This is a genomic window from Pseudomonas sp. E1MeOHC2, assembly GCF_058745025.1.
In genome coordinates this window covers 3,975,511-3,989,774 of record NZ_CP196675.1, presented here as the reverse complement: position 1 = coordinate 3,989,774, position 14,264 = coordinate 3,975,511, and the positions used below count along the sequence as shown (strand labels likewise).

General features: G+C 63.8%; 12 protein-coding genes. All 12 read right to left on the bottom strand.

Annotated elements, in window-relative coordinates; all coding sequences use genetic code 11:
• Positions 1 to 74: 74 nt before the first annotated feature.
• Positions 75 to 740 carry an SPOR domain-containing protein gene (locus ACSSU5_RS18115; RefSeq protein WP_492559430.1) on the bottom strand — a complete coding sequence of 222 codons (666 nt, stop codon included), beginning with the start codon at positions 738 to 740 and terminating at the stop codon, positions 75 to 77.
• Between the two features lie 4 nt (positions 741 to 744).
• Positions 745 to 2,031 carry a bifunctional tetrahydrofolate synthase/dihydrofolate synthase gene (gene folC, locus ACSSU5_RS18110; RefSeq protein ID WP_492559429.1) on the bottom strand — a complete coding sequence of 429 codons (1,287 nt, stop codon included), beginning with the start codon at positions 2,029 to 2,031 and terminating at the stop codon, positions 745 to 747.
• Positions 2,031 to 2,924: an acetyl-CoA carboxylase, carboxyltransferase subunit beta gene (gene accD, locus ACSSU5_RS18105; protein ID WP_264309681.1), complete on the bottom strand. Its 894-nt coding sequence runs from the start codon at positions 2,922 to 2,924 to the stop codon at positions 2,031 to 2,033. The genes folC and accD overlap by 1 nt, the downstream gene beginning before the upstream one ends.
• A gap of 218 nt (positions 2,925 to 3,142) precedes the next feature.
• Positions 3,143 to 3,763 carry a phosphoribosylanthranilate isomerase gene (locus ACSSU5_RS18100; RefSeq protein WP_264309682.1) on the bottom strand — a complete coding sequence of 207 codons (621 nt, stop codon included), beginning with the start codon at positions 3,761 to 3,763 and terminating at the stop codon, positions 3,143 to 3,145.
• Positions 3,764 to 3,823: 60 nt separating this feature from the next.
• Entirely contained in the window at positions 3,824 to 4,681 is an 858-nt protein-coding gene (truA, locus tag ACSSU5_RS18095) for a tRNA pseudouridine(38-40) synthase TruA (protein WP_492559428.1), read from the bottom strand.
• Between the two features lie 128 nt (positions 4,682 to 4,809).
• On the bottom strand, positions 4,810 to 7,665 hold the full coding sequence (locus ACSSU5_RS18090; RefSeq protein WP_492559427.1) for a motility hub landmark protein FimV: 2,856 nt from the start codon (positions 7,663 to 7,665) through the stop codon (positions 4,810 to 4,812).
• A gap of 70 nt (positions 7,666 to 7,735) precedes the next feature.
• Positions 7,736 to 8,740: an aspartate-semialdehyde dehydrogenase gene (locus tag ACSSU5_RS18085; RefSeq protein ID WP_264309685.1), complete on the bottom strand. Its 1,005-nt coding sequence runs from the start codon at positions 8,738 to 8,740 to the stop codon at positions 7,736 to 7,738.
• A gap of 187 nt (positions 8,741 to 8,927) precedes the next feature.
• Positions 8,928 to 10,040 carry an aspartate-semialdehyde dehydrogenase gene (asd, locus tag ACSSU5_RS18080; RefSeq protein WP_264309686.1) on the bottom strand — a complete coding sequence of 371 codons (1,113 nt, stop codon included), beginning with the start codon at positions 10,038 to 10,040 and terminating at the stop codon, positions 8,928 to 8,930.
• Positions 10,041 to 10,103: 63 nt separating this feature from the next.
• Positions 10,104 to 11,186, bottom strand: a complete 1,083-nt coding sequence (gene leuB, locus ACSSU5_RS18075; protein ID WP_264309687.1) for a 3-isopropylmalate dehydrogenase — start codon at positions 11,184 to 11,186, stop codon at positions 10,104 to 10,106.
• Between the two features lie 54 nt (positions 11,187 to 11,240).
• Positions 11,241 to 12,005 (bottom strand): class I SAM-dependent methyltransferase, encoded by a 765-nt coding sequence (locus tag ACSSU5_RS18070; protein WP_264309688.1) that lies wholly within the window; start codon positions 12,003 to 12,005, stop codon positions 11,241 to 11,243.
• A gap of 149 nt (positions 12,006 to 12,154) precedes the next feature.
• Positions 12,155 to 12,799, bottom strand: coding sequence for a 3-isopropylmalate dehydratase small subunit (leuD, locus tag ACSSU5_RS18065; RefSeq protein ID WP_264309689.1), 645 nt, complete (start codon positions 12,797 to 12,799; stop codon positions 12,155 to 12,157).
• A complete protein-coding gene (leuC, locus tag ACSSU5_RS18060) occupies positions 12,796 to 14,229 on the bottom strand; it encodes a 3-isopropylmalate dehydratase large subunit (protein WP_492559426.1) in 1,434 nt (477 codons plus the stop codon). Before leuC ends, leuD begins: the two co-directional genes overlap by 4 nt.
• Positions 14,230 to 14,264 lie beyond the last annotated feature (35 nt).

Genomic DNA, 14,264 nt, shown 5'->3' with positions numbered 1-14,264 from the left:
GATACCTGTAGGAGCGGCCCTTTCCGACCGGTCCGGCGCCCCGGCAAGGCCGTTCCTACACAAAGGCAGCGCTATTAGCCGCGTTCGGGCTGGAAGCGCACCACAAAGCCCTTGAGGCTGTGCTTGCGATTGATCGCATCACGCACACGCTCGGCCTCGGCGCGCTCGATCAACGGCCCGACGTACACCCGGTTCATACCGCCCGCAGAGCGGATATAGGCGTTGTAGCCCTGGCTACGCAAGGTCTGCTGCAGGCTTTCTGCCCCAGCCCGGTTGGACAGACTGGCCAGCTGGATGGACCAACTGACCGGTAGCCCATTGACGTCGATCTTCGACGGCGCCACGGGTTTGGCAGCCGCGACAGCAGGCGTGGGGGCAGCGGCGGGCTTGGTTTCAACCTTTGCCGCCGGGGCGGGTGCTGGCGACTTGGCAGCCTGGGGCTGGGTCTGCGGGGATGGCGTAATCGGCTGGCTAGGCGTGCTGGCTGGCGCGGTAGACTCGTCAATCACCACCGGTGGCTGCTGAGGCTCCTCCGGGATAACCTGGGGTTCCGGCACGGCAACCGGCTCTACCTGCACCTCAGGCAGGGTCGGCATGGCCGGCGCCTGCGGAGCTTCGACCTGTACCTGGCGCATCTCGTCCTCGCGGGTGAACAGCATCGGCAGAAAAATCACCGCCAGCGCCACCAGCACCAACGCACCCACCATGCGCTGTTTCATCCCTTTATCCAGCACTGCCATCTACTCAACCCTCCGGGGCCTGCCGCGCCAACCACTCCAGGGCCTGGGCGACACAGAAAAACGAACCGAACAGCAGGATCTGGTCATCCGCCGTCGCCTGCGCGCATTGCCCTTCGAGGGCGGCGTCGACACTGGCATAAGACTTCACCGAGGCGCCGAGGTTCGTCAAGGCATCAGCCAATTCTGCGGCCGGACGGCTGCGTGGGGTATCCAGCGGGGCTACTGCCCAGTCATCGACCAGCCCCTGCAACGGCGCGACAACACCCTCCAGGTCTTTGTCGGCGAGCAGGCCGAACACGGCCAGACGACGCCCCTTGAGCGGCCGGGCCGCCAGGCGCCGGGCCAGGTACTGCGCCGCATGCGGGTTGTGCCCCACATCCAGCAGCAGTTCAACGGGCTTGCCCTGCCAGTGCAGCAGGCGGCGGTCAAGGCGGCCAGTGATGTGGGTAGCGAGCAGCGCCTGACGAATTTGCCCGGCATCCCAGGGCAGGCCCGACAACAGGTAGGCCTGCAACGCCAGGGTGGCGTTTTCCATGGGCAGGTCGAGCAACGGCAGATCGCGCAGCTCCACTGGCCTACCCTCGGCTGTGGTCCCACGCCAGTGCCAGGCTTCACCCGTGCTTTCCAGGTCGAAGTCACGCCCACGCAAGAACAACGGCGCCGCCAGTTCTTGCGCCTTGTCGAGCAAAGGCTGCGGCGGGTCGAGGTCGCCACACAGCGCCGGCTTGCCGGCGCGGAAGATGCCAGCCTTCTCGAAGGCGACCAGTTCACGGGTATCACCTAGATAATCGACATGGTCGACGCCGATGCTGGTCACCAGGGCCAGGTCGGCATCCACCACGTTCACGGTGTCCAGACGGCCACCGAGCCCCACTTCGAGCACCACCGCATCCAGCTTCGACTGGTAGAACAACCAGAACGCCGCCAGGGTGCCCATCTCGAAATAGGTCAGAGAAATGTCGCCCCGTGCCGCCTCGACGGCGGCGAAGGCTTCGCACAGGCGCTCATCACTGGCCTCATGGCCGTCGATGAGCACCCGCTCGTTGTAACGCAACAGGTGCGGCGAGCTGTACACGCCAACCTTGAGCCCCTGGGCTCGCAGCATCGCCGCGACGAAGGCGCAGGTGGACCCTTTGCCGTTAGTGCCGGTGACGGTCACCACGCGCGGTGCCAGCTTGCCCAGCGCCAGGCGGGCAAGCACGTTCTGCGAACGCTCCAGGCCCATGTCGATGGCCGATGGGTGCAACTGCTCGAGGTAGGCGAGCCATTCGCCCAGGGATCGTTGTTTCATCACGCGACCGCAGCCGCCTCAAGCGCCTGCTCTGGGGTGTCCTGGCCGGTCATCTGCGCCAGCAGGCGGGCCAGACGTGGGCGCAGCTCGCCACGGGAGATGATCAGGTCGATGGCGCCATGCTCCAGCAGGAACTCGCTGCGCTGGAAGCCTTCTGGCAGCTTCTCGCGTACGGTCTGCTCGATCACGCGTGGGCCGGCAAAGCCAATCAGCGCCTTGGGCTCGCCGACGATGACGTCGCCCAGCATCGCCAGGCTGGCAGAAACGCCGCCGTAGACCGGGTCGGTCAGCACCGAGATGAACGGGATGCCTTCTTCACGCAGGCGCGCCAGCACGGCCGACGTCTTCGCCATCTGCATCAGCGAGATCAGCGCTTCCTGCATGCGCGCACCGCCGGAGGCCGAGAAACAGACCATCGGGCAGCGGTTTTCCAGGGCGTAGTTGGCGGCGCGAACGAAACGCTCACCGACGATGGCACCCATGGAACCGCCCATGAAGGAGAACTCGAACGCGCTGACCACGATCGGCATGCCCATCAGGGTACCGCTCATGGAAATCAGTGCGTCTTTCTCGCCGGTCTGCTTCTGCGCACCGGTGAGGCGGTCCTTGTACTTCTTGCCATCGCGGAACTTCAGGCGGTCGACCGGCTCCAGCTCGGCGCCCAGTTCGGCACGGCCTTCGGCGTCGAGGAAGATGTCGATACGCGCACGTGCGCCGATGCGCATGTGGTGGTTGCACTTGGGGCAGACATCCAGGGTTTTTTCCAGCTCCGGACGATACAGCACGGCCTCGCAAGCCGGGCACTTGTGCCACAGGCCTTCAGGCACCGAGCTCTTTTTCACCTCGGAACGCATGATCGAAGGGATCAGTTTGTCGACTAACCAGTTGCTCATGCTTTCTTTCTCCAGTATCGGCGAGCGGGGGCCAGCGTGACCGGCCTGCCCTGCCCTTGAGCTCAAAATCTTTTATGAAACGATGATGGACCGGCCGCCGGGGCTTCCTGCGCGCCGCTCCACCGTTAATGTGTTGTTCGCCCACCGCATCGACGGGCGCCCCGCAGGGGCTGCGATAGCTATGGACGATGGTGCGCCGCCAACCGTCACATCCACCGTCACGCCTGCTTCACCGCACGCATGAAGGCCTCGATTTTCGCCGCATCCTTGATGCCCTTGGCCTGCTCCACACCGCCGCTGACATCCACCGCATAAGGCCGCACCTGGGCGATGGCCTGGCCGACATTTTGCGCATTCAGCCCACCGGCAAGGATGATCGGCTTGCTCAGACGGGCCGGCACCAGTGACCAGTCAAAGGCCTCACCCGTGCCCCCGGGCACGCCGGGTACGTAGGTGTCCAGCAAAATACCCCGGGCGCCGGCATAAAGCCTGCAGGCCGCTTCCAGGTCGTCGCCGGGGCGCACTCGCAGGGCCTTGATCCAGGGGCGATGGTAACCTTCACAGTCTTGCGGGGTTTCGTCGCCGTGGAACTGTAGCAGGTCCAGTGGAACCACTTCGAGGATCTCGTTCAGCTCGCACCGCGAAGCGTTGACGAACAGCCCGACGGTGGTCACGAACGGCGGCAGCTGGGCAATGATCGCGCGGGCCTGGTGCACGTCCACGGCACGCGGGCTCTTGGCATAGAAAACCAAGCCGATGGCATCGGCCCCCGCCTCGGCGGCAGCCAGCGCGTCTTCGATGCGGGTAATCCCGCAGATCTTGCTGCGAACGTTGCTCATGGACTGCGTACCCTGCTGTTTCGGTGAAAGGCCGGATGTTAGCAAATGACTTTTCGTCCGTCAGTCAGCCAATGCCTCATAGCCGGTCAAAAAGTGTGGGCCGATGTAACGCTGGGGCAGTTGGAAGGCGTCGGGGTATTCCACCTGCACCAGGTACAAGCCATACGGGTGCGCGGTCACTCCGCCTTCGCGACGGTTACGCCCCTCCAGCACTTCCCGCGCCCAGCTCGCTGGGCGCTCGCCAGCGCCGATGGTCATCAATACACCGGCGATGTTACGCACCATGTGGTGCAGGAACGCCGTGGCACGTACGTCCAGCACGATCATCTGGCCATGGCGGGTGACGCGCAGGTGATGGATGTGCTTGATCGGCGACTTGGCCTGGCACTGGCTGGCGCGGAAGGCGCTGAAATCGTGGGTACCCAGCAGAAACCCGGCCGCTTCGGCCATGCGCTCGACATCCAGCGGACGGTGGTTCCAGGTCACTTCCTCGGCCAGATGCGCAGGGCGGATCGGGTCGTTGTAGATAACGTAGCGGTAACGCCGGGCCGTGGCCTTGAAGCGGGCATGGAAGTCCGCCGGCATCGGGCGCGACCAGACCACGCTGATGTCGTGAGGCAGGTTGAAATTGGTACCCAGGGTCCAGGCGCGCTCGTCGCGTATGGCGCGGGTATCGAAGTGCACGATCTGCCCGCAGCCGTGCACCCCGGCATCGGTGCGCCCGGCGCAGATCACGGTGATGGGCTCGTTCGCCACCTTCGACAACGCCTGCTCGAGGGCTTGCTGGACACTGGGCACACCGCTGGCCTGGCGCTGCCAGCCGCGATAGCGCGAGCCTTTGTATTCCACGCCCAGGGCGATGCGAGAGTAGCCTTCAGCCGCAGATTCGGCGGCGATGTCGATGATGTCCAAGAGCATGAAACCTGTGATGAATACGCAATGGCGGGATTATAACGACAACGGCAGCCCTGTTGGGCTGCCGTTGTGGGTACTGCGGTATGGGGCCTATCGCCGGCAAGCCGGCGACAACGCGTTGTGAACCCGGATCAGATCAGCCGCGACAGCATCGTCTCGGCTTCCTGACGCTGGGCCCCGTCACCGTCCTTGACCACTTCATCAAGGATGTCCCGCGCCCCCTGGTGATCACCCATGTCAATGTAGGCACGCGCCAGATCGAGCTTGGTGGCCACTTCATCACTGCCAGAGAAGAAGTCGAAGTCCAGGTCGTCCAGAGGCTCGGGTTCGGGCTGCGCAACTGCATCTTCAGTGGTGAAGTGCGGTTCCAGCGAAGGCGATTCGAGGTTCTGCGACAGCTTGTCCAGTTCCGCGTTGACGTCCTCCAGCTCCGAAGCGAAGCTCTTGGCAGCCGGCGAATCGTCTTCCAGCGACAGCGACAGATCGAAATCCGACGGCAGGTCGAGCTCGGTGATCGGCTCGAACTCCGGCACGCTGTCGAAGGCTGCCAGTTCAGCGGCGACATCTACCGGCGCCTCTTCGGCGACAGCCGGGGCAACCGGCTCGCTGACATCAAGGTCGAAATCGTCCAGGCCCGCCACCGGCTGTGGCTCAGCCTGCGCCAGCATCGCCTCGAAATCGGCATCTGCTTCTGCTTCTGCTTCTGCTTCTGCTTCTGCTTCTGCTTCTGCTTCTGCTTCTGCTTCTGCTTCTGCTTCTGCTTCTGCTTCTGCTTCTGCTTCTGCTTCTGCTTCGACTTCAGCTTCGGCTTGCAGCTCAGCCTCCACGGCTGCCGGCTGTTCCTCTACCTGCACATCGTCCAGTACGGGTTCATCCAGTACCGGTTCATCCAGCACAGCCTCGTCCAATACTGGCTCGACTGGCTCGTCCAGCAGCGGTGCTGCCAGCGGATCTTCGCCGGGCAGGTCTTCACCCAGGCTCAGATCGAAGGCGTTGTCCAAGTCCGACTCATCAAGCGACGGAACCTCGGTGAAGGCGTCGATTTCAGACTCGGGGATGTCATCCAGCTCGGGTTCTGCCTCTGCGACAGTGTCGGGCTCATCCTGCAACTCTGGTTCAACTTCTGGCTCGGCCTCAGGCGCTTGCTCTGCCACTTCCTCGGCAACGATGTCTTCAACCACCGGTGCCTCAGGCTGATCCTGCAGCAGGCCCTGCACGTACTGCTCATCCATCTGAGCAGCCAGCGCTGCCGCGCCCACACCGGCGGCGGCCACACCCAGCATGGCTGGGTAGCGCCCTTTGAGCTCCTCGACCTGCGTGGCGTTGTGCTCGGTGGCCGGCAGGACGCGCTCCTGCTCGACGAAAGCACTGTGATCACCCTGGCGGGCATACACTTCCATCAGCTTCAGGCGCAGCGCGTCACGACCGGGTTCTGCAGCGAGCGCTGTTTCGAGCAACTCGGCGGCATGATTCAGACGACCACTCTCCAGGCTCTGCTCGACTTCCGCCAACAGCGCGGCGGTGGCATCTGGCTGAGGCTCTGTGTCGCCGACCGGCGCTGCGGTTTTTTCCGCGGCAGCGGCGGCGGCGGCAGAGGCCGCGACTACTGCTGGCGACAGCGTTACGCTCGGCGCCGAGACCTCCAGCCCTTCAAAGCTGTCGGAGGCCATCTCCAGCCCCTCGACCGGCTCTTCTTCAGCCAAGGCCCGCGCCATGCGCAGGTGTTTCTCTGCCTCTTCCTGGGCCTTGCGCTTGCGCATCAGCAACACCAGCAAAAGCAGTAGCACGAGGAACGTAGACCCTGCGATCAGCCACAGCAGCCAGGGGTTGCCGAGCACATCGTCAAAGGTGCCACGCGGCTGGGCGGCGGGTGCCGCCTTGGCGGCCGGCGCAGGCTTCACCACAGGCTGAGCATTTGCCGCAGGTTTAGCCGGCGCAGGCTCGCCTGGCAGTGCAGCGGCGACCGCTGCCTTGCCGGCTGCGCCCTGGGCTTCAAGCCGGGCCAGTTGGTCGTTTTTCAACGCGATCAGACGCTGCAGCTTATCCAGCTGGCTCTGCAGGTCGGCCATGCGGCTCTTGAGCTCATCGTTGTCGCGGCGGCTGGTGTCGAGGCTTTCCTGGGCCACGGCCAGCTTGTCGTTGAGCGCCTTGGCCTGCCCAGCACCCGCCCGGTTGCCGGGGCTGACCAGGCGCAGGTTGTCACCTTGGGCAATGCGCTCCGGCGCCGCCTCGGCGGCACCGCGGCGGGTGGCGTCGAGCTGGCGGGCACGCGGCCCCAGGCGCCGGCCTTCACGCCAGGCCGCATACTGCTCGGCCACGTCGCGAACCGCCTCGCCCTGGGCAATGTTCTGGATCTGTTGCTGATCGGGCAGGCGCAGTACCTGGCCAACCTTCAACTGGTTGATGTTGTTGCCAATGAAAGCGTCCGGGTTCAACGCCTGGATCGCGATCATGGTTTGCTGAATCGAGCCGCCCTGGCTGTTGCGCGCAGCAATTTGCCACAAGGTGTCGCGACGCTGGGTGGTGTAGTTGCTCGCGCCCGTCACAGCCGGTGCGACATTGGCCGCCGCAGGTTGCTTGCCCTGAGCCTTGGCCTGGTCAAGCAGCACGCTGTAGTCACGCAGCAGCCGCCCCTGCGGCCACATCACCTGCACCAGGAACTTGACTACGGACCCCGGCAGCGGTTGGCTGGACGTGACGCGCAGCACGCTCTTGCCGTTGGGGTTGATCACCGGCGTGAACGTCAGGTCTTCGAGGTAAGTTGGAAAGGCTACCCCCGCCTTGCTGAACTCTTCCGGCGGCGCCAGGCTCGGCGCCACTTCGGCGGCAGTGAGGTCGCGTACGTCGAGCAATTCGATCTCGGCGTCCAGCGGCTGATTCTGTGCCGACTTAAGGGTCAGCTCCCCCAAGCCCAACGCATTGGCCATGCCCGACGACAGCGCCGAGGCAGCCGCCATGGCCAGAACCAGTTTGCGAATTCGAAGCATGACCTCTTCCCTTGTATGAATCGTCCCGAAACCTGCATGCAGAGCAGGACAAAAGTGCTCGCAGTATCTTTTACGGCATGTGTTTAATCAACAATTGCGCCACCTGCACAGCATTGAGCGCGGCGCCTTTGCGCAGGTTGTCGGTGGTCAGCCAGAGGTTGAGCTGCTGGTCTTCATCGACACCATGGCGTACACGACCAACATAGACCACGTCTTGGCCCACTGCGTCACCAACCGGCGTCGGATAATCGTCGCGTTCCACCAGTTCGACACTGTCGGCAGACTCAAGGGCCTGATTGACCGCTGCCAGGTCGACCGGGCGACGGCTTTGCACAGCCACACTGAAGCTATCGCCGAAAAACACTGGTACTTGAACGCAGCTCACGGAAATCTTCAGTTCAGGCTGGCCAAGCAGCACCCGCAACTCGCTGACCAGGCGCCGCTCCAGCGCGGTATGGCCCTGTTCGTCGGCGGCGCCGACCTGGGCCAGCAGGTTGAAGGCTACCTGGCGGTCAAAGAAGCGCGGCTCAAGTGGGCGGGCGTTGAGCAGCTCGGCGGTCTGGCGGGCCAGCTCGCTGACCGCTTCGCGCCCCTGCGCCGAAACCGCCAGCGAGGCCATCACCTGGACCCGTTCGATGTCCAGCAGGCCTTTGAGCGGCGCCAGCGCAACGGCCAGCGCGACGGCGGCGGAACTGGGGCTGGCAATGCGCGCGGGCAGCGCCAGGCCGGCAAGGCGTTCGGCGTTGGCCTCAGGGACCAGGGCAAGGGCATCGTCCAGGCCGGCGGACAGGTCGATGACCGTGCAGCCAGCCTGCAGGGCCTTGCTGGCGAAGCTGCGGCTGACCGCGGCGCCAGCGGCGAAGAACGCCAGTTTGACCTGGGCGAAATCGAAGCTGTCCACTTCGCGAACCTTGAGCTTCTTGCCGGCAAACATCACGCTGCTGCCCGCAGATTCCATGCTGGCCAAAAGGTGCAAGGTGGCGACCGGGAACGCCAGTTCTTCGAGAATCTGTACAAGGGTTTCACCGACGCTGCCGGTGGCGCCGACGACGGCGATATCGATAGAAGGGTTCATGCTGCGGGCTGCCTCAGGCGAAACGGGAGCGGCACTTTACTCGCATTGCTCAGGCGTGGCCAACGCAGCCGACGCAAAGGCCGTCAGAACGGCTTCTCACGCGTGAGGCTAATGCTGCTCTGAAGATTGGCAGGCATAAAAAAACCCGCGCAGTCACCCGCGCGGGTTTTCGATTAAACCAGAGCGATCAACGCTCCAGCAGAATCCGTAGCATGCGGCGCAGCGGCTCGGCGGCACCCCACAGCAGCTGGTCACCCACGGTGAACGCGCCCAGGTAGTGCGAACCCATGTTCAGCTTGCGCAGACGGCCCACCGGAATGTTCAAGGTGCCGGTAACCTTGGTCGGGGTCAGCTCTTGCATGCTGATCTCACGCTGGTTCGGCACCAGTTTCACCCACGGGTTGTGCTGGCTGATCATGCCTTCGATGTCGGCGAGCGGCACATCCTTGTTCAGCTTGATGGTCAGCGCCTGGCTGTGGCAACGCATGGCGCCAATGCGCACGCAGATACCGTCGACCGGGATCGGGCTCTTGAAACGACCGAGGATCTTGTTGGTCTCGGCCTGGGCCTTCCACTCTTCACGGCTCTGCCCGTTCGGCAGCTCCTTGTCGATCCACGGAATCAGGCTGCCGGCCAGCGGCACGCCGAAGTTCTCGGTGGGGAAGGCTTCGCCACGCATGGCCTCGGCAACCTTGCGGTCGATGTCGAGAATGGCGCTGGCCGGGTTGGCCAGGTCATCGGCCACGGCCGCGTGGGTAGCGCCCATCTGCTTGATCAGCTCACGCATGTTCTGCGCGCCGGCACCGGAGGCCGCCTGATAGGTCATGGCACTCATCCACTCAACCAGGCCGGCTTCGAACAGACCGCCCAGGCCCATCAGCATCAGGCTGACCGTGCAGTTGCCGCCAATGTAGTTCTTGGTACCGGCATCGAGCTGCTGGTCGATGACCTTGCGGTTGACCGGATCGAGGATGATCACTGCGTCATCCTGCATGCGCAGGGACGAGGCGGCATCGATCCAGTAACCCTGCCAGCCGGCTTCGCGCAGCTTGGGGAAGACCTCGTTGGTGTAGTCGCCGCCCTGGCAGGTCAGGATCACGTCGAGGGTCTTGAGTTCTTCAATCGAATAAGCGTCCTTGAGCGGACCCGTATCCTTGCCCACGTTCGGGCCTTGGCCACCGACATTGGAGGTGGTGAAGAACACCGGCTCGATAAGGTCGAAATCCTGCTCCTCCAGCATCCGCTGCATGAGCACGGAACCGACCATACCGCGCCAACCGATCAGACCTACACGTTTCATCGCAACTACACCTTTGCTAAAAGTGGGCCGCCACCGACCAAAAACGGTGGCGGGCCAGAGAGATTACAGATTCCGCAGCGCTGCGACTACTGCGTCGCCCATTTCCTGCGTGCCTACTTTGTCGCAGCCAGCCGACCAGATGTCACCGGTGCGCAACCCTTGGTCCAGCACCAGGCTGACGGCTTGCTCGATGGCCTCGGCGGCAGCGTGCTGGTTGAAGCTGTAACGCAGCATCATCGACACCGACAAGATGGTCGCCAGCGGGTTGGCGATGCCCTTGCCTGCGATGTCCGGTGCCGAGCCGTGGCACGGCTCGTACATGCCCTTGTTGTTGGCATCCAGCGACGCCGAAGGCAGCATGCCGATGGAACCGGTCAGCATGGAAGCTTCATCCGACAGGATGTCACCAAACATGTTGTCGGTCACGACCACGTCGAACTGCTTGGGCGCGCGCACCAGCTGCATGGCGGCGTTGTCGACGTACATGTGGCTCAGTTCGACGTCCGGGTAGTCCTTGGCCACGTCTTCGACCACTTCGCGCCACAGCTGGCTGGAAGCCAGGACGTTGGCCTTGTCCACCGAGCACAGCTTCTTGCCGCGCACACGGGCCATGTCGAAACCGACGCGGGCGATGCGGCGCACTTCGCTTTCGCTGTAGGGCAGTGTGTCGTAGGCCTGGCGCTCGCCACCTTCGAGTTCACGCTGGCCACGTGGTGCACCGAAATAGATACCACCGGTCAGCTCGCGGACGATGAGGATATCCAGGCCCGAGACGATCTCTGGCTTGAGCGAGGAGGCATCGGCCAATTGCGGGTAGAGGATGGCCGGGCGCAGGTTAGCGAACAGGCCCAGTTGCGAGCGGATTTTCAGCAGGCCGCGCTCAGGGCGGATGTCACGCTCGATCTTGTCCCATTTCGGGCCACCCACGGCGCCGAGCAGCACGGCATCGGCCTGACGCGCACGTTCCAGGGTCTCGTCGGCCAGCGGCACGCCGTGCTTGTCGATGGCCGCGCCACCGATCACATCGTGCGCCAGGCTGAAGCCGAGCTGGAACTTGTCGTTGGCCAGCTCCAGCACCTTGACCGCCTCGGCCATGATTTCCGGGCCGATGCCATCACCTGGGAGAATCAGAATCTGCTTGCTCATGCTTTCCTCTATCCATTCAAGCGGTGCGGCCAGCTCGGCCACACCGAACAAAACTCAGCGCTCGGCCCACAGTACCAACACATCGGTGCTGAACGAACCATCGGCTTCAATCTGGTAATACTGCCGCACTTCCTCGCCCATGGCTTGCTGCAATTGGCGAATGGCCACGCGCATCGGTTCGGGGGTACGCATACGCTCGACCCAGGTGCCAAACTCCAGGCGCAGCGGCTGCCGGGTGTGGCTGCGCACATGCAGGCCGGCTTCGCTGACCTGGCGCTGCCATTCGGCGGCAGAATAGTCACGCACGTGGCTCGTGTCGCGCAGCACCTCGACGGTTTGCAGGTAGGTGTCGAGCAACGGGCTGCCCGGCGACATGACATCGATGAAGGCCGCCACCCCACCCGGCTTCAGTACGCGGCGCACTTCGCGCAGGGCCAGGCCCAGGTCGCTCCAGTGGTGCGCCGAGTAGCGGCTGAAGACGAAGTCGAACGAGGCGTCGGCGAACGGCAGGCGTTCGGCGGCGCCTCGTTGCGTGGTGATATTGCCCAGGCCGCGCTCGGCGGCGGCGCTGGCAACCACATCGAGCATGGATTGCGACAGGTCGTAGGCGACCACTTCGGCAACCAGTGGCGCAACGTGGAAACTGACGTGACCGGCACCACAGCCCAGGTCCAGCACGCGGGCCTCGGCCTTGCCTGCCAGTTCGGCTTGCAGCAGGGCGAACTCGGTGCCCTGGGCGTGTACGGCGCTGCTGAGGTAGGCGCTGGCCTGTTCGCCGAACTGGCGTTGGACCACGTCGGTGTGGGTGGTGCTGGTCATGGGGCAATCCTTTTGGTTTTTTTGCCTGCGCCGGCCTCTTCGCGGGGCAAGCCCACTCCCACAGCTACTGCACAAGGCCTTTAGGGCAGAGGAGTTCCTGTGGGAGCGGGCTTGCCCCGCGAAGGGGCCAGCCCTGTCACCTACACCTATCAGGCGTCGCGAAACAGCCAAGGCTGGCTGGCGCGGTGCTTGCCTTCGAAGGCTTTGATCGAATCGCTGTCCTGCAAGGTCAGGCCGATGTCGTCGAGGCCGTTGAGCAGGCAGTGCTTGCGAAACGCGTCGATCTCGAAGTGCAGCACCTTGCCATCAGGACGGGTAACGGCCTGCGCTTGCAGGTCGATGGTCAGCTGATAGCCAGGGTTGGCTTCGACCTGCTTGAACAATTCGTCGACTTCTTCATCGCTCAGGATGATCGGCAGCAAGCCGTTCTTGAAGCTGTTGTTGAAGAAAATGTCGGCAAAGCTTGGCGCGATCACGCTGCGGAAGCCGTATTCGTCCAGCGCCCATGGCGCGTGCTCGCGGCTCGAACCGCAACCGAAGTTCTCTCGCGCCAGCAACACGCTGGCACCCTGGTAGCGCGCGTGGTTGAGCACGAACTCCTGGTTCAGCGGGCGCTTGCTGTTGTCCTGGTAGGGCTGGCCCACGTCCAGGTAGCGCCACTCGTCGAACAGGTTGGGGCCAAAGCCGGTACGCTTGATCGACTTGAGAAACTGCTTGGGAATGATCTGGTCGGTGTCGACGTTGGCACGGTCCAATGGCGCGACAAGGCCAGTGTGCTGGGTAAAGGCTTTCATGCTGCGCTCCCTTGGATCAACTCGCGGACATCGATGAAGTGGCCCGTCACCGCAGCGGCGGCGGCCATGGCCGGGCTGACCAGGTGGGTACGACCACCGGCACCCTGGCGGCCTTCGAAGTTACGGTTGGACGTGGAGGCACAGTGCTCGCCGCTTTCCAGGCGGTCCGGGTTCATCGCCAGGCACATCGAGCAACCCGGTTCACGCCACTCGAAACCGGCTTCGAGGAAAATCTTGTCGAGGCCTTCACGTTCGGCCTGCGCCTTCACCAGGCCCGAACCCGGGACGACGATGGCCTGCTTGACCGTGGCGGCGACTTTGCGGCCCTTGGCGATTTCTGCTGCGGCGCGCAGGTCTTCGATCCGCGAGTTGGTGCAGGAGCCAATGAATACGCGGTCGAGCTGGATATCGGTGATCGCCTGATTGGCGGTCAGGCCCATGTACTTCAAGGCACGTTCGATCGAACCACGCTTGACCAGGTCGGCCTCGGCAGCCGGGTCCGGCACACGCTGGTCTACCGCCAGTACCATCTCGGGCGAAGTGCCCCAGCTGACTTGCGGCTTGATCTGCGCGGCGTCCAGTTCGACCACAGTGTCGAACACGGCATCAGCATCGGAAACCAGGTCTTTCCACGACTCGACGGCCTGCTCCCACTGCTCGCCCTTCGGCGCATAGGGGCGGCCTTCAACGTAGGCGACGGTGGTGGCATCGGTCGCCACCAGGCCCACACGGGCACCGGCCTCGATCGACATGTTGCAGATGGTCATGCGGCCTTCCATGGACAAGCCACGGATAGCGCTGCCGGCGAATTCCATGGCGTGGCCGTTGCCACCGGCGGTGCCGATCTTGCCGATGACGGCGAGGACGATGTCCTTGGCGGTGACACCGGCAGGCAGTTCGCCTTCGACGCGCACCAGCATGTTCTTCATCTTTTTGGCGACCAGGCACTGGGTGGCGAGCACGTGCTCGACCTCGGAGGTGCCGATGCCGTGGGCCAAGGCGCCGAATGCGCCGTGGGTGGAGGTGTGCGAGTCGCCGCAGACCACGGTCATGCCAGGCAAGGTGGCGCCCTGCTCCGGGCTGATGACGTGGACGATGCCCTGGCGTTCGTCATTCATCTTGAATTCGACGATGCCGTACTCGTCACAGTTCTCATCGAGGGTCTGCACCTGCAGGCGCGACACCTGGTCGACGATGGCTTCGATACCGCCCTTGCGCTCTGGCGTGGTCGGCACGTTGTGATCGGGGGTGGCGATGTTGGTGTCGATGCGCCATGGCTTGCGCTGCGCCAGGCGCAGGCCTTCGAAGGCCTGGGGCGACGTCACTTCGTGGATGATGTGGCGGTCGATGTAGATCAAGGACGAGCCGTCATCACGGCGCTTGACCTCATGGGCTTCCCAGAGTTTGTCGTAGAGCGTTTTGCCAGCCATCAGACTGTTCCTCATCAGCGTCTTTCTATGCCAAA

Bases quoted from the DNA above. Each gene is read 5' to 3' on its own strand.
- ACSSU5_RS18115 (WP_492559430.1), bottom strand. From the start codon at position 740: ATGGCAGTGCTGGATAAAGGGATGAAACAGCGCATGGTGGGTGCGTTG.
- folC (WP_492559429.1), bottom strand. From the start codon at position 2,031: ATGAAACAACGATCCCTGGGCGAATGGCTCGCCTACCTCGAGCAGTTG.
- accD (WP_264309681.1), bottom strand. From the start codon at position 2,924: ATGAGCAACTGGTTAGTCGACAAACTGATCCCTTCGATCATGCGTTCC.
- ACSSU5_RS18100 (WP_264309682.1), bottom strand. From the start codon at position 3,763: ATGAGCAACGTTCGCAGCAAGATCTGCGGGATTACCCGCATCGAAGAC.
- truA (WP_492559428.1), bottom strand. From the start codon at position 4,681: ATGCTCTTGGACATCATCGACATCGCCGCCGAATCTGCGGCTGAAGGC.
- ACSSU5_RS18090 (WP_492559427.1), bottom strand. From the start codon at position 7,665: ATGCTTCGAATTCGCAAACTGGTTCTGGCCATGGCGGCTGCCTCGGCG.
- ACSSU5_RS18085 (WP_264309685.1), bottom strand. From the start codon at position 8,740: ATGAACCCTTCTATCGATATCGCCGTCGTCGGCGCCACCGGCAGCGTC.
- asd (WP_264309686.1), bottom strand. From the start codon at position 10,040: ATGAAACGTGTAGGTCTGATCGGTTGGCGCGGTATGGTCGGTTCCGTG.
- leuB (WP_264309687.1), bottom strand. From the start codon at position 11,186: ATGAGCAAGCAGATTCTGATTCTCCCAGGTGATGGCATCGGCCCGGAA.
- ACSSU5_RS18070 (WP_264309688.1), bottom strand. From the start codon at position 12,005: ATGACCAGCACCACCCACACCGACGTGGTCCAACGCCAGTTCGGCGAA.
- leuD (WP_264309689.1), bottom strand. From the start codon at position 12,799: ATGAAAGCCTTTACCCAGCACACTGGCCTTGTCGCGCCATTGGACCGT.
- leuC (WP_492559426.1), bottom strand. From the start codon at position 14,229: ATGGCTGGCAAAACGCTCTACGACAAACTCTGGGAAGCCCATGAGGTC.